General features: G+C 60.8%; 18 protein-coding genes and 1 tRNA gene. 12 read left to right on the top strand and 7 right to left on the bottom strand.

Going from position 1 to position 23,365, the window contains the following annotated elements:
• Window positions 1–23: 23 nt before the first annotated feature.
• On the top strand, window positions 24–386 hold a 363-nt coding region (locus ACNAZA_RS21850; protein WP_415798601.1), incomplete at its 5' end, for a hypothetical protein.
• Between the two features lie 96 nt (window positions 387–482).
• Here ACNAZA_RS21850 and ACNAZA_RS21845 read toward each other — a convergent pair.
• Window positions 483–1,067 (bottom strand): BPSL1445 family SYLF domain-containing lipoprotein, encoded by a 585-nt coding sequence (locus ACNAZA_RS21845; RefSeq protein ID WP_415798600.1) that lies wholly within the window; start codon window positions 1,065–1,067, stop codon window positions 483–485.
• A 367-nt stretch (window positions 1,068–1,434) separates the two neighbouring features.
• Here ACNAZA_RS21845 and ACNAZA_RS21840 point away from each other — a divergent pair, with 367 nt between their 5' ends.
• Window positions 1,435–1,824: a DoxX family protein gene (locus ACNAZA_RS21840; protein WP_415798599.1), complete on the top strand. Its 390-nt coding sequence runs from the start codon at window positions 1,435–1,437 to the stop codon at window positions 1,822–1,824.
• A 155-nt stretch (window positions 1,825–1,979) separates the two neighbouring features.
• Here the strand turns inward: ACNAZA_RS21840 and uraH are convergent, their stop codons facing one another.
• The gene (uraH, locus tag ACNAZA_RS21835) at window positions 1,980–2,330 is read right to left on the bottom strand and encodes a hydroxyisourate hydrolase (protein WP_415798598.1); all 351 of its coding nucleotides are present in this window, start codon (window positions 2,328–2,330) and stop codon (window positions 1,980–1,982) included.
• Between the two features lie 244 nt (window positions 2,331–2,574).
• Between uraH and ggt the strand changes: the two genes are divergently transcribed.
• Window positions 2,575–4,398, top strand: coding sequence for a gamma-glutamyltransferase (ggt, locus tag ACNAZA_RS21830; RefSeq protein WP_415798597.1), 1,824 nt, complete (start codon window positions 2,575–2,577; stop codon window positions 4,396–4,398).
• Window positions 4,399–4,569: 171 nt separating this feature from the next.
• Here the strand turns inward: ggt and glxR are convergent, their stop codons facing one another.
• The 3 genes from glxR to gcl form a co-directional block, all read right to left on the bottom strand.
• Entirely contained in the window at window positions 4,570–5,484 is a 915-nt protein-coding gene (gene glxR / locus ACNAZA_RS21825; RefSeq protein ID WP_415798596.1) for a 2-hydroxy-3-oxopropionate reductase, read from the bottom strand.
• Window positions 5,485–5,551: 67 nt separating this feature from the next.
• Window positions 5,552–6,355 (bottom strand): hydroxypyruvate isomerase, encoded by an 804-nt coding sequence (hyi, locus tag ACNAZA_RS21820; protein WP_415798595.1) that lies wholly within the window; start codon window positions 6,353–6,355, stop codon window positions 5,552–5,554.
• 71 nt (window positions 6,356–6,426) lie between these two features.
• The gene (gene gcl / locus ACNAZA_RS21815) at window positions 6,427–8,217 is read right to left on the bottom strand and encodes a glyoxylate carboligase (protein ID WP_415798594.1); all 1,791 of its coding nucleotides are present in this window, start codon (window positions 8,215–8,217) and stop codon (window positions 6,427–6,429) included.
• A 109-nt stretch (window positions 8,218–8,326) separates the two neighbouring features.
• On the opposite strand from gcl, the gene ACNAZA_RS21810 reads away from it, so the two are divergent.
• Window positions 8,327–9,244 (top strand): LysR family transcriptional regulator, encoded by a 918-nt coding sequence (locus tag ACNAZA_RS21810; RefSeq protein ID WP_415798593.1) that lies wholly within the window; start codon window positions 8,327–8,329, stop codon window positions 9,242–9,244.
• A gap of 129 nt (window positions 9,245–9,373) precedes the next feature.
• On the opposite strand, the gene ACNAZA_RS21805 is transcribed toward ACNAZA_RS21810, so the two are convergent.
• Window positions 9,374–10,723 carry a glycerate kinase type-2 family protein gene (locus tag ACNAZA_RS21805; RefSeq protein WP_415798592.1) on the bottom strand — a complete coding sequence of 450 codons (1,350 nt, stop codon included), beginning with the start codon at window positions 10,721–10,723 and terminating at the stop codon, window positions 9,374–9,376.
• A gap of 213 nt (window positions 10,724–10,936) precedes the next feature.
• On the opposite strand from ACNAZA_RS21805, the gene ACNAZA_RS21800 reads away from it, so the two are divergent.
• From ACNAZA_RS21800 to ACNAZA_RS21785, 4 genes are read left to right on the top strand one after another with little or no spacing between them, the layout of a single operon-like run.
• Complete coding sequence (locus ACNAZA_RS21800) at window positions 10,937–11,614, top strand: GntR family transcriptional regulator (protein WP_120970371.1); 678 nt, start codon at window positions 10,937–10,939, stop codon at window positions 11,612–11,614.
• Window positions 11,611–12,567, top strand: a complete 957-nt coding sequence (gene puuE, locus ACNAZA_RS21795) for an allantoinase PuuE (RefSeq protein ID WP_415798591.1) — start codon at window positions 11,611–11,613, stop codon at window positions 12,565–12,567. Before ACNAZA_RS21800 ends, puuE begins: the two co-directional genes overlap by 4 nt.
• Window positions 12,568–12,574: 7 nt before the next feature.
• Complete coding sequence (gene uraD, locus ACNAZA_RS21790) at window positions 12,575–14,350, top strand: 2-oxo-4-hydroxy-4-carboxy-5-ureidoimidazoline decarboxylase (RefSeq protein WP_415798590.1); 1,776 nt, start codon at window positions 12,575–12,577, stop codon at window positions 14,348–14,350.
• Window positions 14,347–15,624, top strand: coding sequence for a M20 family metallopeptidase (locus tag ACNAZA_RS21785; protein ID WP_415798589.1), 1,278 nt, complete (start codon window positions 14,347–14,349; stop codon window positions 15,622–15,624). The genes uraD and ACNAZA_RS21785 overlap by 4 nt, the downstream gene beginning before the upstream one ends.
• A 162-nt stretch (window positions 15,625–15,786) precedes the next feature.
• On the opposite strand, the gene ACNAZA_RS21780 is transcribed toward ACNAZA_RS21785, so the two are convergent.
• Window positions 15,787–16,776, bottom strand: a complete 990-nt coding sequence (locus ACNAZA_RS21780) for a LysR family transcriptional regulator (RefSeq protein WP_415798588.1) — start codon at window positions 16,774–16,776, stop codon at window positions 15,787–15,789.
• 126 nt (window positions 16,777–16,902) lie between these two features.
• On the opposite strand from ACNAZA_RS21780, the gene ACNAZA_RS21775 reads away from it, so the two are divergent.
• The 4 genes from ACNAZA_RS21775 to ACNAZA_RS21760 all read left to right on the top strand — a co-directional run bounded on the left by ACNAZA_RS21775 (window position 16,903) and on the right by ACNAZA_RS21760 (window position 23,029).
• Complete coding sequence (locus tag ACNAZA_RS21775) at window positions 16,903–18,078, top strand: MFS transporter (RefSeq protein ID WP_415798587.1); 1,176 nt, start codon at window positions 16,903–16,905, stop codon at window positions 18,076–18,078.
• A 603-nt stretch (window positions 18,079–18,681) separates the two neighbouring features.
• Window positions 18,682–20,169 (top strand): nucleobase:cation symporter-2 family protein, encoded by a 1,488-nt coding sequence (locus tag ACNAZA_RS21770; RefSeq protein WP_415798586.1) that lies wholly within the window; start codon window positions 18,682–18,684, stop codon window positions 20,167–20,169.
• A 167-nt stretch (window positions 20,170–20,336) separates the two neighbouring features.
• Entirely contained in the window at window positions 20,337–22,634 is a 2,298-nt protein-coding gene (locus ACNAZA_RS21765) for an NADP-dependent malic enzyme (RefSeq protein WP_415798585.1), read from the top strand.
• Window positions 22,635–22,939: 305 nt separating this feature from the next.
• Window positions 22,940–23,029 (top strand) — tRNA-Ser (locus ACNAZA_RS21760).
• The last annotated feature ends 336 nt before the right edge of the window (window positions 23,030–23,365 follow it).

The following is a 23,365-nucleotide window of genomic DNA, read 5'->3' as shown; positions in this document are numbered from 1 at the left end:
GCCCCGGCCCCGNNCCCGGCCANGGTCCCGCCCCCTTCTCCTCCTCTGCCACCACACCCAAAGCCTACCGCCAGGATGCGGCCAAGCATGTTTACGCCCGCAATGCGGATCGCATCTACAAGGGCATGCTGCCGCCCATGCTCTATGCAGTCGGCGTGCTGCAGGTCTCGGTCGATGGTCAGGGCCGTGTCACCAAGCTGCAATGGATGCGCGCGCCATCGCATGCGCCCGAAGTGGTCTCGGAGATCGAACGCACGGTGCGCTCTGCGGCGCCCTTCCCCGCTCCTACACGCATGGGACAGGTGGTTTACACCGACACCTGGCTATGGGATAAATCCGGCCGCTTCCAGCTCGATACGCTGACCGAAGGCCAACGAGAGCAATAACGGCCGCAAAGCTCAAACATGATCCAACCATGAAAAAACCGGCCAAGCGGCCGGTTTTTTGACAAGGAGAGCATGCGCTCCCTGGCAGCTTTTCGCTTATTCCACAACCTTGGAAATCTTGGTGCCTTGCAGCGACACACCGGCTTCCAGACCTGCATTGGTCAGCACATAGCTGGTCACAGGTGCAGGAGCGGTTGTGGTGTCTATGCCGCCGTTCACACCAATGCGGCCAGCGGCCACCGTGGCGTCGGCACCCACGGCCCAGCCATCGCTTTTAACGAATTTATCCAGCGCCTCCTGTGTGTTGAACACATAGATGACGGCCTTGGACTGTCCGCCGGCCTGCCAGCCGATCGAGGCGCCTGTCGTGCTGTAGTAGCCCTTGTTTTGACCACCGACGCGCAGCACACCACGGCCGTGTTCCACACCCACCACGAAGCTACCGCCAATCACCGACGGGAAGATCAGCACGCCCTTGGCGTTCTGCACCATTTGCTTGGAGCCCGGAGCCGTCTGGTACAGGCGCTCCAGCGCAGCATTGGCACGCGTGTTGATGGTCGTGGAATCCGAACGCGGCGCGGCCGATGTTTCAGGCTTGGTCGTCGTGCAAGCTGCCAGAGACAGCGCACCAGCAGCTACCGCAACAGCCATCGCAACCGAACGCACAGAGATTTGACGCATACCAATTCCTTTCAAGGCTATGAATGTGTGTTGCACATCCCGAAGTTCCAATTCCCCTGATCTGTGTTTTTCCGGACCGTGCTCCACCTCCAGCGCAGCAGCCCACAACAGACAGGGAGAATTGAATCCTAGTGTGCTCTGTATCGGAAATTCCGCACAACAGTCCTGTTTGCGGGTTCGACCTACAGAGCTTCCTAGAATTTGCCGGAAAACCCGTGCACTTGCACTACAGGATTCCCCGGCCAGCATAACCCGATCAAGTCCTGCTGCTACAAAAACGACAGCATGATTGACATTGAGCAAGCCCGAACTTCGCTAGCATTGACACGACCCATCACCACTGAGTTCTGGTTTTAAAAGGAAGTTCATGAAGTTCTGGAGTTACTTTCACCATCCCCACGCCGCCATGGTGCTGCTGCGCGTCACACTAGCCGTGCTGATGCTGTTTCATGGCTGGGCCAAGATTCACCATGGCATCGGCGGCATCGAAAACATGGTGAAAGCGCTGGGCGCGCCAGGCTGGCTGGCCTATGGCGTATATCTGGGCGAAGTGGTGGCGCCGCTGTTTCTGATCGTAGGCCTGTGGGTGACGCCTGCCGCGCTGGTGATCGCCGTCAACATGCTGGTGGCGTTTGCGCTGGTGCACACCAAGCAGGTTTTCACGCTGCAAAGCTCGGGCGGCTGGGCGCTGGAGCTGCAGGCGCTCTTTTTCGTCACCGCCCTGGTCGTGGCCATGAGTGATTCCAAGAGCAAGTGAATCCGCGATAGCACGCATAAAACAAGAGCGGCTTGCGCTGATTAACAAAGGGTTTCAGATATTTTTCTATCTCAAACTCAATCTTGATCAGCGCAAGCCGCTCTTGCTTTTGCCATGTCTCTCAGTCAAAGAGATGCGCCTTCAGCGCGCTGCGGTCAGGAACCGCGATAGGTGGAATAGCTCCAGGGGCTGACCAGCAGCGGCACGTGATAGTGCTGCTCCACATTGGCCACGCCAAAGTCCAGGCTCACCTTGTTCAGAAAGCTGGGCTCGGGCAGTTGCACGCCACGGGCCTTGAAATAAGCCGCCACATCAAAGGTCAGGCGGTAAGTGCCCACCTTCAGCGTGTTGTTGTCAAACAAAGGCGCGTCGGTGCGACCGTCGTGATTCAGCTCCAGGCTCTTGATCAGAGTGGCCTTGTCGCCTTCGGTGGAAAACAGCTCGACTGCCATGCCCGCAGCGGGGCAGCCGTTCATGGTGTCTAGAACGTGGGTGCTCAGGCCCATGGATATCTCCTCAGCGGCGGAATTGTTCCCGCCATCAGTGTGTAAAAGTGAATCGGCGCATGCCAGCAGGCACGCCAAAGCGGACCCTGCTTGATTAAAGTGTATACAGTTCCTGTACTCCATCCAAGGCTTTACTGCCCTGACTTCTACGCACATACCCGCAACGTGTCAGGCCGGCTGCCCTGCAGATGCCTATTGCGCTTCTAAACTCTGCAGCACCATCAACGATGACAAGGAGACAAGCATGCAAATGCGCCACACCGTGCTGGCAGCCAGCCTGGCCTTGGCCATTGCCGGCCTGACGGCCTGCAGCACCCCGCAGTCCGTTCGAACCGAAGCGCCAGCCGCTGCCGTGGAGAATCCGACAAAGCCTTCGGCCACCGCCCCCATTGTCCAGACACAAGCCGCCCAGGCCGCATCGGCAGCCTACGACTTCGACATGGATGTTTTCCATCCGGTCGTTGGCAAGAACGGCATGGTGGCCAGCGAGCAGGAACTGGCCACGCAAATCGGTCTGGACATTCTCAAAGCCAGCGGCAATGCCGTGGATGCGGCGGTAGCCGTGGGCTTTGCGCTAGCGGTAGCCTTGCCCAATGCCGGCAATATCGGCGGTGGCGGCTTCATGATGGTGCATGACGCCAAGAGCGGCAAAGACATCGCCCTGGATTTTCGCGAGACCGCACCCAAGGGCGCCTCGCGCAATATGTACCTGGATGCGCAAGGCAAGGTCATAGACGGCAAATCGCTCTACACCCACTACGCCGTGGGCGTGCCCGGCACGGTGGCCGGTATGACGCATGCGCTGTCCAAATGGGGTTCCATGCCGCTGGCCAAGGTCATGGCTCCGGCCATTGCGCTGGCCGACAAAGGCTACCCCGTGAGCGTGACCTTGGCCAAGACGCTGAGCCAGGAAAAAAAGAACATGGGCCAGTGGCCCGCCACACAGGCCATCTTCTGGAAAAACGGCACACCGCTCAAAGCCGGTGAACTGCTGCAGCAAAAAGACCTGGCCCAATCCATGCGCCTGATCAGCCAGCAAGGCGCCAAGGCCTTCTACCAGGGAGCAATTGCACAAAAGCTGGCCAGCGAAATGGCAACACATGCCAATGCACTGACGCTGCAGGATTTGCGCGACTACAAAGTGGTGGAGCGTGAACCCGTGCGCGGCAACTACCGCGGCTACCAGGTCGTGACCATGCCGCCGCCGTCTTCGGGCGGCGCGCACTTGCTGCAGATTCTCAACATGATGGAGCGCTGGCCCATGAACCAGTGGGGCGCCGACAGCGCCCAAAGCGTGCACTACATGACAGAGGCCATGAAACTGGCCTATGCCGACCGCTCCGAGTATCTGGGCGACCCGGATTTCGTGAAAATCCCGCTCAAGGGCCTGATTTCCAAGAACTACGCCAATGAGCTGGCTGCCACCATCAAGCCCCAGCAGGCCAGGGCAGGCAGCGACATCAAGCCAGGCAAGCCCCAGCCTTATGAAAGCGACCAGACCACGCATTACTCCGTGGTGGACAAGGCCGGCAACGCCGTGGCCGTGACCTATACGCTCAACACCAACTTTGGTAGCGGCATTGTGGCCAAGGGCACGGGCATTTTACTCAATAACGAGATGGACGATTTCTCGGCCAAGCCCGGCGTGTCCAACGCCTACGGCCTGGTGGGCGGCGATGCCAATGCGGTAGCAGCCAACAAGCGCCCCCTGTCTTCCATGACGCCCACCCTGGTGCTCAAGGACGGCAAGCCGGTGCTGGTGACCGGCAGCCCCGGTGGGGCGCGCATCATCACCACGGTGCTGCAGCAAATCGTCAACCGCATCGACTACGGCATGAACCCCGCCGAAGCCGCAGCCACACCGCGCTTTCACCACCAGTGGACGCCGGACGAGCTGCGCATCGAAAAAGGCTTTAGCGCCGACACGATCGCTCTTCTCAGGCAATGGGGACACAAGGTTGCACTGAAGCCTTCCATGGGCCGCACGCAAACCATCGAGATCAAGGATGGCATGCTCTATGGCGCCTCCGATCCGCGCAACCCTGATGGCAAGACCATGGGGTATTGAAACGACTGAGCTCAGTGCTTTGACGGCCTGCATCCCTTCTGGCTGCATGGCCGAAAATGCCAAGTCCAGCCATAAAAAAACCGCGCTCACCGAGCGCGGTTTTTGCTAAGGGACAGCTACCAGATGTAGCTGCCCTCCCCACCAAACCATGTGGTGCGGCGAAAGCCAGGCTTAGGCTTCAACCTTCTGGCCGATCTCGAAGTTGGCCTGAATTTCCAGAGCGCGCACCATGCCGGAATGATCCCAGCCCGCGCCGCCGTGGGCCACGCAGCTGTTGAACAATTCCTGGGCCTGAGCCGTGTTGGGCAGGGACACGCCGAGCTGACGAGCGCTGGACAGGGCCAGGTTCAGGTCCTTCTGGTGCAGGGCGATACGGAATCCGGGGTCAAACGTGCGCTTGATCATGCGTTCGGCATGCACTTCCAGAATCTTGGAAGAGGCAAAACCGCCCAGCAGGGCTTCACGCACGCGGGCTGGATCGGCACCGGCGCGCGATGCGAACAGCAGGGCTTCGGCCACGGCTTCGATGTTCAGCGCCACGATGATCTGGTTGGCCACCTTGGCCGTCTGGCCGTCGCCATTGCCGCCCACCAGGGTGATGTTCTTGCCCATTTTTTCGAACAGAGGCTTGACGCGCTCGAAGGCTGCGTCGGGGCCGCCGATCATGATGGACAGCGTGCCGTTCTTGGCACCGACTTCGCCGCCAGAGACGGGAGCATCCAGGTACTGGGCGCCCACGGCTTCGATGCGCTTGGCGAATTCCTTGGTGGCCACGGGCGAGATGGAGGACATGTCCACCACGATCTTGCCGGAGCTGCCCTTGAGGCCAGCGGCCACGCCGTCTTCACCGAACAGCACTTTTTCGACGTCGGGCGTGTCGGGCACCATCACGAAGATGATGTCGGCGCGCTCGGCCACGCCACGTGCGGTCGTGCATTGCGTAGCGCTGGTTTCAGCGATGTTGGCGGGTACCTTGCCGTGCGTGTTGACAAACAGCTGGTGACCAGCCGAAATCAGGTGGCCGCACATGGGGGCACCCATGATGCCCAGACCGATAAAGCCCAGCTTGAGGGACGATGCGTTCATGGTGTTCTCCTAGTCTTCTAAATACGCTTATTCAAATTTGCTAGCTGCTTGCGCTTGTCAGCAGCGCTCAAGCGGCCACGGCAACCTTGTTCCAGCCGCCAATCTTTTCCAGCCAGCCCAGACCGGCTTCGGTGCCGTTGGCGGGCTTGTATTCGCAACCGATCCAGCCGTCGTAGCCGATGCGATCCAGGTGTGCGAACAGGAAGGGGTAGTTGATCTCGCCCGTGCCTGGTTCGTTGCGGCCGGGGTTGTCGGCCAACTGAATGTGGCCGATGCGGGCCAGCTGCTTTTGCATGGTCGCAGCCAGTTCGCCCTCCACGCGCTGCGCGTGGTAGATGTCGTACTGCACAAAAGCATTGGGCGCGCCCACTTCATCCAGAATGTCCAGAGCCTGGTCCGTGCGGTTCAGGTAGAAGCCGGGAATATCAAAGGGGTTGATAGGCTCGATCAGCAGACGCACATTGGCCGCGCTCAATGCAGAAGCCGCGAAGCGCAGGTTTTCCACAAAAGTGCGACGCACTACGACAGGATCGGCACCGGCAGGAACCTTGCCAGCCAGGCAGTTCAGCTGAGACACACCCAGAGCGTGGGCATAGGTCACAGCCTTGGCCACGCCGGCGCGAAACTCATCCACGCGGTTGGGGTCGCAGGCAATGCCACGCTCGCCGGCATCCCAGTCGCCAGCGGGCAGGTTGTGCAACACGATCTTCAGACCGGTGGCATTCAGGCGCTCCTGGATTTCTTCCACGCTGTAAGCGTAGGGGAAGAGGAATTCCACGGCTTCAAAGCCTGCGTTGGCGGCACGCTCGAAACGCTCGAGGAAGGGCACCTCGGTGAACAACATGCTCAGGTTGGCTGCAAAACGGGGCATGGTTTTGTCTCCAGATATCTCGTCAAAAGGGAAAAAAGGACAGAGCCAGGGCTCTGTCCTTGGCTGCTGATTTAGTCCAGCAGAGCCAGTGCGCTAGGCACGTCAGCGGAGCCGATGGCCAGGTCTTCGAATTCCATGACGTTGTCGATTTCAGCGCCCATGGAGATGTTGGTCACACGCTCCAGCACACATTCGATCACGACGGGAACCTTGAACTCGGTCATCCAGGCTTCGGCTTGCTTCATGGCAGGAGCGAAGTCCTCAGCCTTGTGAACGCGAATGGCCTTGCAACCCAGACCTTCAACGACCTTAACATGGTCAACACCGTAGCCATGGGTGGCTTCTTCTTCATTTGTGTTGATATTGTCGAACGCTAATTGCACGCAATAGTCGATGGAGAAAGCGCGCTGAGCCTGGCGAATCAGACCCAGATAGCTGTTGTTCACCAGCACGTGAACATAGGGCAGCTTGAACTGTGCGCCCACGGCCAGTTCTTCGATCATGAACTGGAAGTCGTAGTCACCGGACAGGGCCACGATCTTGCGTGCCGGGTCGGCCACGCGCACGCCCAGGGCGGCGGGAGTGGTCCAGCCCAGAGGGCCGGCTTGACCGCAGTTGATCCAGCTACGTGGCTTGTACACGTGCAGGAACTGGGCACCGGCGATCTGCGACAGACCAATGGTGGACACGTAAGTCGTGTCGCGGTCCAGAGAGCGGTTCATGCACTGGTAGACGCGCTGTGGCTTCATTGGCACGTTGTCGAAGTTCGTCTTGCGCAGGAACTCGACGCTGTTCTTACGGCCTTGACATTCGGCCACCCAGGTCTTGCGGCACTTGAGCTTGCCGGCAGCCTTCCACTCCTTGGCCACGGCAACGAATTGCTCCAGAGCGGCCTTGGCGTCGGAGACGATGCCGTAGTCAGGGGCAAACACGCGGCCGATTTGTGTGGGCTCGATGTCCACGTGCACAAACTTGCGACCCTTGGTGTAGACCTCGACCGAACCGGTGTGGCGGTTGGCCCAACGGTTGCCGATACCGAACACGAAGTCCGAAGCCAGCATCGTGGCGTTGCCATAACGGTGGCTGGTCTGCAGACCGCACATGCCGACCATCAGCGGGTGGTCGTCAGGGATGGTGCCCCAGCCCATCAGCGTGGGGATCACGGGCACGTTCAGGATCTCGGCCAGTTCGACCATCAGCTCGGAAGCATCGGCGTTGATCACGCCACCGCCGGAGACCAGCAAAGGACGCTCGGATTCGTTGAGCATCTCGATGGCCTTCTCTGCTTGCTTGCGCGAAGCCGTGGGCTTGTACGCAGCCAGAGGCTCGTAGGTGTCGATGTCGAATTCGATTTCAGCCAGCTGCACGTCGATGGGCAAATCGATCAGCACGGGGCCGGGACGGCCGGAGCGCATCAGGTGGAAAGCTTGCTGGAAGGCGCGGGGCACTTGCGCAGGTTCCAGCACGGTGGTGGCCCACTTGGTCACTGGCTTGGCGATGGAAGCAATGTCCACGGCCTGGAAGTCTTCCTTGTGCAGACGCGAGCGGGGAGCTTGGCCGGTAATGCACAGGATTGGGATGGAGTCAGCGCTGGCCGAGTACAGGCCGGTAATCATGTCGGTGCCAGCAGGGCCGCTGGTGCCGATACACACGCCAATGTTGCCGGCGACGGCACGGGTGTAGCCTTCAGCCATGTGGCTTGCGCCTTCCACGTGACGGGCCAGGATGTGGCCGATGCCGCCGTGGCTCTTCATCGCTGCGTACATGGGGTTGATGGCCGCACCTGGCACACCAAACGTAACGGTCACACCTTCTTTTTCGAGCACCAGGACTGCTGCTTCGATTGCTTTCATTTTGGCCATGAGGTCTCCTTTAAACTGGATTCGACTTTAGTCAAGACCTTTGCTTGCCGGAAGCTGCTTGCAGACCATAAAATTTATTCCATTCAAGAATAAACAGGAGATAAAAGTCATGGACAGACTTGATGCCATGCACATGTTTGTGCGGGTGGTGGAGACCGGCAGCTTCACCAAAGTGGCGCAGGAATTTGCCACCACCCAGCCTACGGTCACCAAGCAGATTGCCGCCATGGAAACGCGCCTGAAAGTGCGACTGCTCAATCGCAACACGCGCGGTGTCAGCCTCACCGAAGCAGGAGCGCTGTACTACGAAAAATGCAAGATCATCGTCAACGATGTGGCCGAGGCCGAAAACGTGGTCAAGGTGCGCCAGACCCAGGTGCAAGGCCAGTTGCGCATCGGCAGCTCGGTCGCTTTCGGGCGCCGCGTGCTGATTCCACTGACCATGGAGTTCATGAAGCACAACCCCCAGGTCCAGGTGGATCTGAGCTTTGAAGACCGCTACACCGATCTGGTGGCCAACGGCATCGACGTGGCGCTGCGCCTGGGCAAGCTGGCCGACTCGTCGCTGGGCGCGCGCATGCTGGGCGTGAACCCCTGGGTGCTGGTGGCATCGCCCAGCTATCTGAAAAAGCGCGGCACGCCGCGCAGGCCCTCGGACCTCAAAGAACATGCCACGCTGATCTACAGCAGCGTGCAAGGCAATGATTTGTGGCGACTGCGCAATCCCAGCGGCGAGCCAGTGTCGGTGCCGGTCACCGGGCCCCTGCGCTCCAACAACCTGTCGGCGCTACTGGCCGCCGCACGGCTGAATATGGGCATTGCCGCCCTGCCCCGCTATGTGGCGCACGACTCTCTGGCCGACGGCCGCGTGGTGGAGGTGCTCAAGACCTGTCGCCTGCCGGAGCAGGAGATTCACGCCGTCTACCCATCGCCGCGCCTGGTACCGCAAAAAGTGCAATCCTTCATCGCTTTTCTGCAAGGCAAGTTTGACGACACCTGGTGGGAAGAGTTACCGCGCGGCGGCTGATGCACAGCTATCAAAAAAAGAAGCAGCTACCGCACGTGTGGCGATAGCTGCAGGCCTTTAGATGCTTGAATCCTCATCTGATAGCGCACAAGTCGCTATCAAAATTGAGACTACCCGTAAGCCCCCGAATTAGAGAATCAGGATGGCGCGGAAGTCGTTGACATTGGTGTGGGTAGGCCCCGTCACCACCAGATCGTCCAGCGCAGCAAAATAGCCGTAGGCGTCGTTGCGATCCAGATGATCGCTGATGCGCAGCTGCTTGTCCGCCGCGCGTGCCAGCGTGCAAGGCGATACGCGGGCGCCGGCATTGTCTTCCACCCCGTCAATGCCGTCGGTGTCGGCCGCCAGCGCCCAGACTTTTTCCTGGCCTTGCAGCGCTTGCGCCAACCCCAGGCAGAACTCGCCGGCTCGGCCGCCGCGCCCCTTGGCTGCACCGGGCTGGCGTGGGCGAACCGTCACCGTGGTTTCGCCACCCGACAAAATCACGCAGGGCTTGGCAAACGGCTGGCCATGCTTGGCCACGGCGCGGGCCAGCGCAGCATGAACCTTGCCCACTTCACGCGATTCGCCTTCGATTTCATCGGAGAGCACATGCACGGCCATACCGGCCTCGCGCGCCGCAGCGGCTGCGGCTTCCAGCGACTGCTGTGGCGTGGCGATCAGATGCACCGCATGACCTTCAAAACGCGGGTCGCCAGGCTTGGGAGTTTCCAGCGAGCCATTCTGCAGCGCCGCGCGCACGGATTCGGGAATGCTGATCTGATAGCGGTTCAAGATTGCCAGTGCGTCAGCGCAAGTAGTCGCATCGGGCACTGTGGGGCCACTAGCGATCACCGAGGGATCGTCGCCAGGCACATCGCTGATGGTCAGCGTCACCACCTGGGCCGGATGGCAGGCCGCCGCCAGTCGCCCGCCCTTGATGCGCGACAGATGCTTGCGCACGCAGTTCATCTCGCCAATGGCGGCGCCGCTTTCCAGCAGCGCCTTGTTGATGCGTTGCTTCTCGACCAGATCAATGCCTTCGGCAGGCAGGGTCAGCAAGGAGGATCCGCCACCCGAAATCAGGCAGATCACCAGATCGTCCGCCGTCAGGCCTTGAGTCAGCGCCAGAATGCGCTCGGCTGCAGCCAGCCCGGCCGCATCGGGCACGGGATGAGCGGCTTCCACCACTTCCAGACGCACGGGCAGGCCTTCGGGACGCGGGGGAATATGCTCGTAGCGGGTCACGACTAGGCCCGAGAGTGGTGCATCTGCCGGCCACAGCGCCTCCAGTGCCTGCGCCATGGAGCCGCCGGCCTTGCCGGCACCCAGCACCAGCGTGCGGCCCTTGGGCGGCTTGGGCAGGTAGCGCGCCAGGCCTTCGATGGGCAGGGCATTGCGCACCGCCACTTCATACAGATGGCGCAGAAAACCTGCAGGGTCTTGCTGGGGCGATGGCACAGCGGCGCTCGCGCGAGAGGAGGTATTCTGAGCTTGCATAGTTCACGCATTGTGCAACCCGGCATTTTTGCCTCACAAGCGCGCAAACGTCACAACATTGATGATGATTCCGTCACCAATGGCCGCAAGCCGCGCCAGCCATGGGTTTGCGCGACTTCAAGGTATTCCGGAACCCGCTACTAGGGAAAAACGCCAAGTCCGGTCTACAGAAATTGTATACAAAACTTATTCTTCACCGCTATGATGAGCCTCATGGAAACTTCCACCACCAGTTTCATTGTCGAAAGCCTGACCAAGGCCATCGTCGAACACCGACTGATGCCTGGCACCAAGCTGGCCGAACAAAAGCTGGCCGATCACTTCGGCGTCTCGCGCACCCTGGTGCGCCAGGCACTGTTTCAGCTCTCGCAAAACCGCTTGATCCGCCTGGAACCCGCACGCGGCGCCTTTGTGGCCACCCCTTCGGTCGACGAGGCCCGCCAGGTGTTTGCCGTGCGCCGCATGCTGGAAGCCGAGATGGTGCGCAGCTTTGTGGCCCAACGCACCACGGCCAAGATTCGCGCCCTCAAGCAGCACGTGGCAGCCGAGAAAAAAGCCATGGAGTCCGAGGACGTGGGCCAGCGAACCGAGCTGCTGGGCGACTTTCACGTGCGCATGGCCGAGCTGATGGGCAACGAAGTGCTGGCCCAGTTGCTGGGAGAGCTGATTTCCCGCTGCGCACTGATCACGCTGATGTACCAGTCCAGCACCGCCGCAGAACACTCGCATGACGAGCACGCCGAGATCGTGACCGCACTGGCCGATGGCGATGCCGACCATGCCGTGCTGCTGATGCAGCAGCATTTAGACCACGTGGAAGCAGGCCTGACCTTCGACCGCGATTTGCCAACGAACGATTTATCGATGGCTCTTTCCTCTCTCGCACCATGATTTACGACGCCACCGTCTCCTATCCCCGCGACCTGCTTGGCTACGGTCGCCACACACCGCACCCGCAATGGCCTGGCAAGGCCCGCGTGGCCGTGCAATTTGTGCTCAATTACGAAGAAGGCGGTGAGAACTGCGTGCTGCACGGTGATCCGGCCAGCGAGCAGTTTTTGTCTGAAATGTTCAATCCGGCCGCCTACCCAGAGCGCCATATGAGCATGGAAGGCATTTATGAATACGGCTCGCGTGCCGGCGTCTGGCGCATCCTGCGCGAGTTTGAAAAACGCGGCCTGCCGCTGACGGTGTTTGGCGTGGCCACGGCCCTGCAAAAGCACCGCGAGCTGGCCCAGGCTTTTGCCGAGCTAGGCCATGAAGTGGCTTGCCACGGCCTCAAGTGGATTCACTACCAGGGCGTGCCTGCCGAGGTGGAGCGCGCCCACATGGATCAATGCCTGGAAATCTTTGGCGAGTTGTACGGCCACGACGGCGACCACGGCCTGGGCTGGTATACCGGCCGCGACAGCCCCAACACCCATCGGCTGGTGGCCGACAACGGCCGCTTCAGCTACGACAGCGACTACTACGGCGACGACCTGCCGTTCTGGATGAAGGTTGGCAAGAGCGACGGCAGCACCCGCAACCAGCTCATCGTGCCTTACACCCTGGACTGCAACGACATGCGCTTTGCCCTGCCCCAGGGTTACTCGCACGCCGACCCGTTTTTCCAGTATCTGAAGGACACCTTCGATGTCCTGTACGCCGAAGGCGATGCCAACGGCGACGACGCCCCCAAGATGATGAGCATAGGCATGCACTGCCGCCTGCTGGGTCGCCCCGGCCGCATCACGGCGCTGCAGCGCTTCCTCGATCACATCCAACAGCACGACAAGGTGTGGGTGTGCCGCCGTATTGATTTGGCTCGCCACTGGGCAGAGCGTTTCCCTTGCAAGGATTGATAGCGACATGGCTTTGACGCTGGAACAACTGAACGCCGCAGATGCGGCCACCGCCACCGAACTGCTCGACGGTCTGTACGAGCATTCGCCCTGGATTGCCGCCAAGGCGCTGGAGCAGCGCCCTTTCAAATCCATGGCCCATATCAAGCACGCCATGGCCCAGGTGCTGGCCGAAGCCAGCGAGCAGTCCAAGCTCGATCTGATCCGTGCTCACCCGGAATTGGCCGGCAAGCAGATGGAGACCAACACGCTCACGGCCGAATCGACCAATGAGCAAAACAAGGCCGGTCTGACCAACTGCACGCCCGAAGAGCTGGCGCATATCCGCAAGCTCAACGCCGAATACGGCCAGCGCTTCGGCTTCCCCTTCATTCTGGCCGTGCGCGGCCCGCGGGGTCTGGGTCTGAGCAAGGCCGAGATCATTGCCACCTTCGAGCGCCGCCTGTTCAATCATCCGGACTACGAGCAAGCCGAAGCCCTGCGCAATATTCACCGCATTGCCGAAATCCGCCTGAACGACAAGTTCGGCTACCAGCCCGTGGAAGGCAACGAGGTCTGGGACTGGCAGGAACGCCTGTCCACCAACAGCGATCCGGGCTATGCCGAAAAAGGCCAGCTCACCGTCACCTATCTGACCGACGCTCACCGTGCCTGCGCCCAGCGCATCAGCCACTGGATGCGTGAAGTCGGCTTTGACGAAGTCGAAATCGACGCTGTGGGCAACGTGGTGGGCCGCTACAAGGCCGCCACCGAAGGTGCCAAGACCCTGCTGACCGGCAGCCACTACGACACCGTGCGCAACGGCGGCAAGTACGACGGCCGTCTGGGCATCTTCGTGCCCATGGCCTGCGTGCAGCAACTGGCCAAGGCCGGCAAGCGTCTGCCCTTCAACATCGAAGTGGTGGGCTTCTCGGAAGAAGAAGGCCAGCGCTACAAGGCCACCTTCCTGGGCTCCGGCGCTCTGGTCGGTGACTTCAAGAACGAATGGCTGGAGCAAAAGGACGCCGACGGCATCACCTTGCGCGAAGCCATGACCCATGCCGGTCTGTGCATTGACGACATCCCCAAGCTGGAACGCGATCCCGCCAAATATCTGGGCTTTGTGGAAGTGCATATCGAGCAGGGCCCGGTACTCAACGAGCTGGACATCCCCCTGGGCATCGTCACTTCCATCAACGGCAGCGCCCGCTATGTCTGCGAATTCATCGGCATGGCCAGCCACGCCGGCACCACGCCCATGAACCGCCGCCGCGACGCCGCCGCCGGTGTGGCCGAGCTGTCGCTGTATATCGAAAAGCGTGCCGGCCAGGATGGCGACAGCGTGGCCACCATCGGCCAGCTGAACGTGCCCTCGGGTTCGGTCAACGTGGTGCCCGGCCGCTGCCAGTTCTCGCTGGATCTGCGTGCCCCCACCAACGAACAGCGCGACGCCATGATCAACGACATCATGGCCGAGATGGCCGCCATTGCAGAACGCCGCGGCCTGCGCTTCACCACCGATCTGTCCATGAAGGCTGCCGCTGCCCCCAGCGCATCCGAATGGCAAAAGCGCTGGGAAAACGCCGTGGATGCCCTGGGCGTGCCTCTGTTCCGCATGCCCAGCGGAGCCGGCCACGATGCCATGAAGCTGCATGAAATCATGCCCCAGGCCATGCTGTTTGTGCGCGGCCTGAACGCCGGCATCAGCCACAACCCGCTGGAGTCTTCCACCTCTGACGACATGCAGCTGTCGGTGGACGCCTTCACCCACCTCCTCAACCAACTGGCTCAAGAACAGCAATGACCAATATGAATCAAGACAAGCAAGCCACTTACGCCGCCATCGATGCCTGGATTGACGAGCACTTCGACGAAGAAGTGCGCTTTCTGCAAGCCATGGTGCAAGTGCCTACCGATACGCCTCCCGGCAACAATGCGCCCCACGCCGAGCGCACGGCCGAGCTGATCAAGACCTTTGGCTTTGATGCCGAAAAGCATGTGGTGCCCGAAGCCGATGTGAAGGCCTACGGCATGGAGTCCATCACCAACCTGATCGTGCGCCGCCAGTATGGTGACGGCGGCAAGACCATTGCCCTGAACGCCCACGGCGACGTGGTGCCCCCAGGCGAAGGCTGGACCAAGAACCCCTATGGTGCCGAGATCGAGGACGGCAAGCTCTACGGCCGCGCCGCTGCCGTGAGCAAGAGCGACTTTGCCAGCTTCACCTACGCCGTGCGTGCCCTGGAAGCCGTGGCCAAGCCAGTCAAGGGCGCGGTGGAACTGCACTACACCTATGACGAAGAGTTCGGCGGCCTGATGGGCCCCGGCTGGCTGCTGGAAAAAGGCCTGACCAAGCCTGACCTGATGATTGCCGCCGGCTTCAGCTACGAAGTCGTGACTGCCCACAACGGCTGCCTGCAGATGGAAATCACCGTGCAAGGCAAGATGGCCCACGCCGCCGTGCCCCACACCGGTGTGGACGCCCTGCAAGCCGCCGTGGTGCTGATGAACGCTCTGTACGCAGAAAACACCAAGTACAAGCAAGTCACTTCGCAAGTGCCTGGCATCAAGCACCCCTATCTGAACATCGGCCGCATTGACGGCGGCACCAACACCAATGTGGTGCCCGGCAAGGTCATGCTCAAGATCGATCGCCGCATGATTCCCGAAGAGAATCCCGTGGAAGTCGAAGCCAGCATCCGCGCCGTGATCGCCCAGGCCATCACCGACTTCAATACCCAGGGCGGCTACACCGGTGAAGACGCCGTGCGCGTGGATATCAAGCGCCTGCTGCTGGCCAACGCCATGACGCCTCTGGACGGCAACAAGCCTCTGGTGGACGCCATCCAGACCCACGGCGAAGCCATCTTCGGCGAAAAGCCTCCCGCAGTCGGTACGCCCCTGTACACCGACGTGCGCTTGTATGTGGAGCGCGGCATTCCCGGCGTGATCTACGGCGCCGGCCCCCGCACCGTGCTGGAATCGCACGCCAAGCGCTCCGACGAGCGTCTGGTGCTGGAAGACCTGCGCCGCGCCACCAAGGTGGTGGCCCGTTCGCTGGTAGATCTGACGGCGTAAGGTTTCCCCCTGAGCGGCTCCGCCTAGGCGGCCCCGCCGTTTCCCCCAAAGGGGACGGCAGCATCGCCGCAGGGCGGCCTTTGCTTGCTGCCTCTCACTGGAGGCATGCCTGTTTTAAGGTCTGTGCTCTTTTCACAAGCCCGGTTTTCCGGGCTTTGTTTTTTAGCGGCCCTGCAGCGCGGCCGGCCAGATTTCCGCATGGCTCAAATCCACATGCTGCTGCAGAAAATCCAGCACGGCCCGGGTACGCGTGGGCAGCTGACCCGGCTTTCCCACATACACGGCGTGTATGGGCTCCAGGTCGCCGCAGTTGAAGTCTTCCAGCACCCCCTTGAGCCGCCCGGCATGCAAATCGTCCCAGGCGTGGTACAGCGACAGGCGCGCCAGACCGGCACCTGCCAGCGCCAGCGCACACATGGCCTCGCCATCGTTGACACGCAGAATATCCCCCATGCTCACGGCCCGCTTTTGGCCGTCGACCACAAACGGCCAGTGGGGCACGGCACGCGGGTAATTCCAGCCTATGCGCACATGCTGCGCCAGATCGTCGGGATGTTGCGGCGTTCCGCGCCGCGCCAGATAGGCCGGCGAGGCCACAATCACCTGGCGCGTACGCCCCAGGCGGCGGGCCACCACATCCGAAGACGGTAATTGCCCCCAACGCAAGGCAATATCTGCGCGTGCTGCTATCAAATCCACTACCTGATCGGTAAAACTCAGATCCAGTTGCAGGCCGGGCCAGGTCTCCATGAGGCGGGAGACCAGGGGCACCAGCAAGCGCTGCCCGGTAGTGGAGCTGGCATTGATGCGCACCACGCCCGTGGGCTGGCCCTGCTGGGTGATGGAGGACTCCAGCGCCATCCAGTCCGTCAGCAGCTGCTTGCCGCTCTCCAGCAATTGCTCGCCTTCTGCCGTCAACTCCAGCCGCCGGGTGCTGCGGCGCAGCAGTTGCACGCCCAGGCGGGCCTCCAGCCGCGCCACGATCTTGCTGACCGCCGACGGCGAGACATCGCGCGCACGCGCCGCCGCAGAAAAGCTGCCCAGCTGGGCAACCTGCACAAAAGTCTGCAGCTCGGCAAAGCGGTTGATCTCCAGCCCGGCAGCTTGTGCGAGCGGAGCCAATGGTTGGAAAACGGGGTTTGATTTCGGCATAAGCAAGATGGTATTCACTCCATTAATTCCATCAAGGAACAAATGCATTTCCAGGCAACGGGCTACCGCCAGTCACTCGGAAGGTTCACAGTGCAGTCCTTCTCGGAATATTCTCAAAGGACTTTCATGCCAGCCGCCTTGCTTGCCTTGGCCGCCGGAGCCTTCGGCATCGGCACCACGGAATTCATCATCATGGGTCTGCTCACCCAGGTCAGCCAGGATTTGCAGATCTCCATCCCCACAGCGGGCACGCTGATCTCCGGCTATGCCCTGGGCGTGGCCGTGGGCGCGCCCGTGCTCACCCTGCTGACCCGCCAATGGCCGCGCAAGCGCCTGCTGCTGGCGCTACTGGCCATCTTCATTGCTGGCAATGTGGCGGCGGCATTCGCCAGCAGTTATGAATGGCTGCTGGCCGCGCGCCTGCTGACTTCGCTGACCCATGGCACTTTCTTTGGCGTCGGTGCCGTGGTGGCTACAGGGCTGGTGGCGCCAGAGAAGAAAGCATCGGCGATTGCTCTGATGTTCTCGGGCCTGACGCTGGCCACCCTGCTGGGCGTGCCTGCTGGTGCCTGGATTGGGCAGCATTTCGGCTGGCGCATGGCTTTTGTGGCCGTCTCCATCATCGGCGTTCTGGCCATGGGCATCGTGGCGCTGCTGGTGCCGCGCCAGATTGCCGCATCCGGCCCGCAAAGTCTGGCGCAGGAGTTGGCCGTGCTGCGCAAGCCCCAGCTGTGGCTGGGCCTGGCGATTACCGTCATCGGCTTTGCTGGGGTGTTTGCGCTCTATACCTATATAGAGCCGCTGTTGACCCAGGTGACGCATATGGACAACCAGTGGGTCGCAGCCACTTTGCTGCTGTTTGGTGCGGGCCTGGCCCTGGGCAACCACGCAGGCGGCAAGCTGGCCGACCGCTTTGGCACGCGGCACGCGCTGCTGGTCTCGCTTGCCGCCCTGCTGCTGGTGCTGATTGCCGGACGCTGGGCCTTTGACCAAGCCGCCGTGGCCATGCTGTATGTGCTGGTGCTGGGCATTGCCGCTTTCGCCACCGTGGCTCCCATGCAGATGTATGTGCTGCAGGCCACCGAAGGCAGCCCCTCCAATCTGGCATCCAGTCTCAATATCGCCAGCTTCAATGTGGGCAACGCCCTTGGCGCCTGGCTGGGCGGGGCGGTCATCAGCCACGGCCTGAACCTCACTTCGATTGCCTGGGCTGCCACGGCTCTAGCGGCCGCCGGCCTGGCCCTGGCAGCGGCCACACCCAGACAGAGCAGCGCTTGCCGGACAGGTCCGGCACTGGCCTGAACTCCCCGGTGCGAATTCAGCGCGGCTTGCCTGGTGCAGGCCGCGCTTTTTTACTTGAGCCGTCATCGCAACGCGGCAAAGCACCTTCACCTCGCTGAAGCACCTCACCCCTTGAAACCGTGCTTATGCGTTTCACTGCATCAATCCAGGGCATTTACCGAGTTTTCAGTGGACCCGATCAATGCAATCATGCCAACGCGGGCATTCAGGGGCACGGGCTTTTAGACACAGCAGGTTTCAACTGCCCCAACTTTCATCAGCATAAGCAGACCTTATTCTCCAGAAATTGCATATGGCGCAATGTTTGCTATGAATAAAAGAGCATCAAACGCTTGCTGTATTTCATATACAAACGTGATTTCGATAAAAAATCGCTATGAAGCTGCGTAACGCGCTTTCATTTCAATAGCAACAGCCATTTGATCGCCATGGTTATGCAACAAACGCATATAGCTTGACGTTTGCGCCGCAACGGGATTTTTAAGCAGGGTTTACCGGTAGTTGTTCGCCGTTATGACCTGTATACACTTTTTGTATGGATTGCAGCGAGTACGACATTCGTGCGCAAACCTGATCCCAATACGGAGTGAGGAGATAAGTTTTATGACATCAACCGTGCATCCCGTGGATGAAGTCTTGCCAGCCGGCAAGCTCACCGCACTCGGCCTGCAACACGTGCTGGTCATGTATGCGGGCGCCGTGGCCGTTCCGCTGATCGTGGGCCGTGCCCTCAACCTGCCCCCTGAACAGGTGGCGCATCTGATCTCGGCCGACTTGTTCGTCTGCGGTCTGGTCACCCTGATCCAGGCCATGGGCGCAACCCAGTGGTTTGGTATCAAGCTGCCCGTCATGATGGGCGTGACCTTTGCCTCCGTGGCCCCCATGGTGGCGATTGCCCAGTCCACCGGCGGCAACGCAGGAGCGGGGCTGATCTTCGGCTCGGTGATAGGCGCGGGCGTGGTGTCCATCATCATCGCCCCGGCCATCAGTCGCATGCTGCGCTTCTTCCCACCCGTCGTGACCGGCACCATCATTGCCGTCATCGGCATCAGCCTGATGCGCGTGGGTATCAACTGGATCTTCGGCAACCCCGTGGGCCCGACCGCACCCAGCGTGCCCAACCCCGAACACCTGAAGTGGCTGGCCGAAGCACAAGCCATGGCTGGCGCCCCCGGCTCCTCGCTGCCTGCCGTGCCCAAGGGCTTCTCGGTGCTGCCCACTGTGCCCAACCCCAAGTACGCAGACCTGAGCGGTGCCGGCGTATCGGCTGTGGTGCTGATTTCCATCCTCTTGATCGCACGCTTTGCCAAGGGCTTTATCGCCAACATCTCGGTGCTGCTGGGCATCTTGATCGGCGGCGTGATCTCGGTCGCCATGGGTCTGATGAACTTCGACAAGGTTGCCAAGGCCGAATGGTTCACGCTGATCCTGCCCTTTGACATCGCCTACCCCGTGTTCGACCCCATCATGATCCTGACCATGAGCCTGGTGATGGTGGTGGTGATGATTGAATCGACCGGCATGTTCCTCGCTCTGGGCGACATGACCAAGCGCGAAATCACGCAGGACGATCTGACCCGCGGTCTGCGCACCGACGGCCTGGGCACGCTGATCGGCGGCATCTTCAACACCTTCCCCTACACCAGCTTCTCGCAAAACGTGGGTCTGGTGGCCGTGACGGGCGTGATGAGCCGCTGGGTCTGCGTGGCCGGTGGCGCCATCCTCATCGTGCTGGGCGTGCTGCCCAAGATGGGCGCGCTGATCGAATCCCTGCCCACCGTGGTGCTGGGCGGCGCAGGTCTGGTGATGTTCGGCATGGTTGCCTCCACCGGCATCCGCATCCTGTCCAACGTCGATTTCCGCAACAACAAACACAACGCCATGATCGTGGCCGTGTCCATCGGTGTAGGAATGATTCCCTTGGTTGCGCCTAATTTCCGCCAATGGATGCCCCATTCCATCCATCCGCTGATTGAATCCGGTATCCTGCTGGCTTCGATTACCGCTGTGGCACTGAATCTTTTCTTCAATGGGGCCGCCAAAGACAACAGCGCTGCCATCAACGCAGCGCGCCAGGCTGACGCCCACTGAGCTGCAGCCTAGTTTAGGAAACGCTGGCTTACCCGCCAGCCCGCCCCCTGTCGCAGTGCATAGCGCCAGGGGGTTTGTTGTCAGTGCACTTCGGGCAAAACTGACCTGACCCAAAACCTTCTCGCCATCCGGTAAGCTCAGAGAAGCCACTTGCTGATATTTTTCGTATGACACAAAACCTGTCCACCGCCGAACAAGCCCTGCGCGATGCGGCCCGCGAATACCACCGCAGCCCCGTCAAGGGCAAGATTTCCGTCACGCCCACCAAGCCTCTGTCCAACCAGCGCGATCTGTCGCTGGCCTACTCGCCCGGCGTGGCCTACCCCTGCCTGGATATCGAAGCCGATCCTTCCACCGCTTCCGAGTACACCGCACGCGGCAACCTGGTGGGCGTGATCACCAACGGCACCGCCGTGCTGGGTCTGGGCGATATCGGCCCTCTGGCCTCCAAGCCTGTGATGGAAGGCAAAGGCTGCCTGTTCAAGAAGTTTGCCGGCGTGGACGTGTTCGACATCGAACTGGCCGAGCGCGACCCCGATAAGCTCATCGACATCATTGCGGCCATGGAGCCCACCCTGGGCGGCATCAACCTTGAAGACATCAAGGCGCCAGAGTGCTTCTATATCGAGCAAGAGCTGTCCAAGCGCATGAACATTCCCGTGTTCCATGACGACCAGCACGGCACGGCCATCATCTCCAGCGCCGCCCTGTTGAACGGCCTGGAACTGGTGGGCAAGGAAATCGGCGCTGTGAAGGTCGCCGTCTCCGGCGCCGGCGCTGCCGCCATTGCCTGCGTGAACGTCATGGTGGGCCTGGGTATCAAGCGTGAAAATGTCTTCATGTGCGACTCCAAGGGCGTGATCTATGAAGGCCGCCCCGGCGGTCTGGACGCATCCAAGGCCCAGTACGCTCAAAAGACCGAAGCCCGCACACTGGCCGATGCCGTGGATGGCGCCGACGTCTTCCTGGGCTGCTCCGCCCCTGGCGTGCTGACAGCCGACATGGTCAAGACCATGGCCGACAAGCCCATCATCTTGGCCCTAGCCAACCCCGAGCCTGAAATCCGCCCCGAACTGGCCAAGGCCATTCGCCCGGATTGCATCATGGCCACCGGCCGCTCGGACTACCCCAACCAGGTCAACAACGTCCTGTGCTTCCCCTACATCTTCCGTGGCGCCCTCGATTGCGGCGCCACCAAGATCACCGAAGCCATGAAGCTGGCTTGCGTGCGCGAAATCGCCGCACTGGCCAAACAAGACGTCAGCGATGAAGTCGCCGCCGCCTACCAGGGCAAGGAACTGACCTTCGGCCCCGACTACCTGATCCCCACGCCTTTCGATACGCGCCTGATTCTGCGTATCGCTCCTGCCGTGGCCCAGGCAGCCGCCGAATCCGGTGTGGCCACCCGCCCCATCGAAGACATCGCCGCCTACCGCGAAAGCCTGACCCGCTTCGTCTACCAGACCAGCATGTTCATGCGCCCCGTGTTTGCTGCCGCCAAGGCCAACCAGCAGCGCGTGGCCTATGCCGAAGGTGAAGACGAGCGCGTGCTGCGTGCCGTGCAAGTGGCAGTGGACGACGGCCTGGCCAAGCCTATCCTGATCGGCCGCCCCGCCGTCATTGAAGCGCGCATTGCCAAGGCCGGTCTGCGCATCGTGCCCGGCAAGGACGTGGAGATCTGCAACCCCGAAGATGACCCACGCTTCCGCCAGTACTGGGAAACCTACCACAAGCTCATGGGCCGCGATGGCGTGACGCCCGAGGCTGCCAAAGCTGCCGTGCGCCGTTCCAACACCTTGATCGCCGCGCTGATGGTGCACCTGGGTGATGCTGACGCCATGCTCTGCGGCCTGGTTGGCAAGTTCGATGGTCACCTGGCTCATCTTCAGGACGTGCTGGGCCTCAAACAAGGCGCCAGCGAGTTCGCGACGGTCAACGCCGTCATGCTCGAATCCGGCACCCTGTTCATCGCTGATACCTATATCAACGAAGACCCGACGGCCGAAGAGCTGGCCGAAATTGCCAAGATGGCCGCCGATGAAGTGGCCCGCTTTGGCCTGCCGCCCAAGGTTGCCTTCCTCTCACACAGCAACTACGGCTCCTCAAACCGTGGCTCGGCCCGCAAGATGCGCGCCGCACGCGACATCTTTGCTGCCGCCAATCCCGGCATCGAATGCGATGGCGAAATGCACGGCGATGCGGCTCTCTCGCCCGAAGTGCGCAGCCGTTCGCTGCTGGACTCCAGCCTGCACGGCGAAGCCAATGTGCTGATCTGCCCCAACCTGGACGCAGCGAACATTCTATTCAACGTGCTCAAGACCACCGGCGGCCACGGCACTACCATCGGCCCCATCCTCATGGGCGGCGCCGCTTCGGCCCATGTGCTCACCCCCTCCTCCACCGTGCGCCGCGTTGTCAACATGACGGCTCTGGCTGCGGCACAGGCCATCACCTTGCGTGCCTGACGCCTAACTGGCAAGGCAGGTTTGACACCTGCTCAAAACAAAACGCCCTTCGGGGCGTTTTTTCGTTGGGCACTGAAACCAGAATCGCTGAACCGCCAACTCAGGCCAGGCATGGCACATGCAACTAAGCACGGCCATCCAGCTTGATGCCAGTTATAGAACTTCAAAGAAATAGGCTTTAGCGCAATAAATACATACGTATGAAGCTATATTTTCAATAGCAAAAATTACGAACCACTGAACGGCGCTTCAAATGCACCGAATTGCAAGTTTGCTCACAATCCTTGTGTAGAATCGGCGCATCCGGAGGTTTGGGTGAGTGGTTTAAACCAGCAGTCTTGAAAACTGCCGAAGGAGTGATCCTTCCGTGAGTTCGAATCTCACAGCCTCCGCCATGACATCGACGCACACAGCGTCAAATCGCTGTGCCGTTAAGCATAAAGTGGCCGAAGTAGACAGGTTATGCTTTATTTCCTGTTGCGCCACATTTTGCTATATCGAAGAAATGTGCTAGGTGGCGATCAATGCCAAAAGGCCTATCGAGATGCTCGATAGGCCTTTTTCTTTTCTCGATTGCCCACTGCTCAGTGCTTGCTGACAGCCCAAAGTATGTTGATTTCCACCCAGAAGTGACCCACTAGCCCCCGGTGGGGATGCGGACAAAAACTTGGACTACCAGGAGGTAGTTCATGTACTCATACGCAGACAGGATTCGTGCAGTTGAGCTTTAT

The sequence above is a fragment of the Comamonas aquatilis genome (assembly GCF_965139575.1).
Classification (GTDB): domain Bacteria; phylum Pseudomonadota; class Gammaproteobacteria; order Burkholderiales; family Burkholderiaceae_C; genus Comamonas; species Comamonas aquatilis.
Note: the sequence above shows the minus strand (reverse complement) of the source record. Positions and strands in the feature narration are given on the sequence as shown.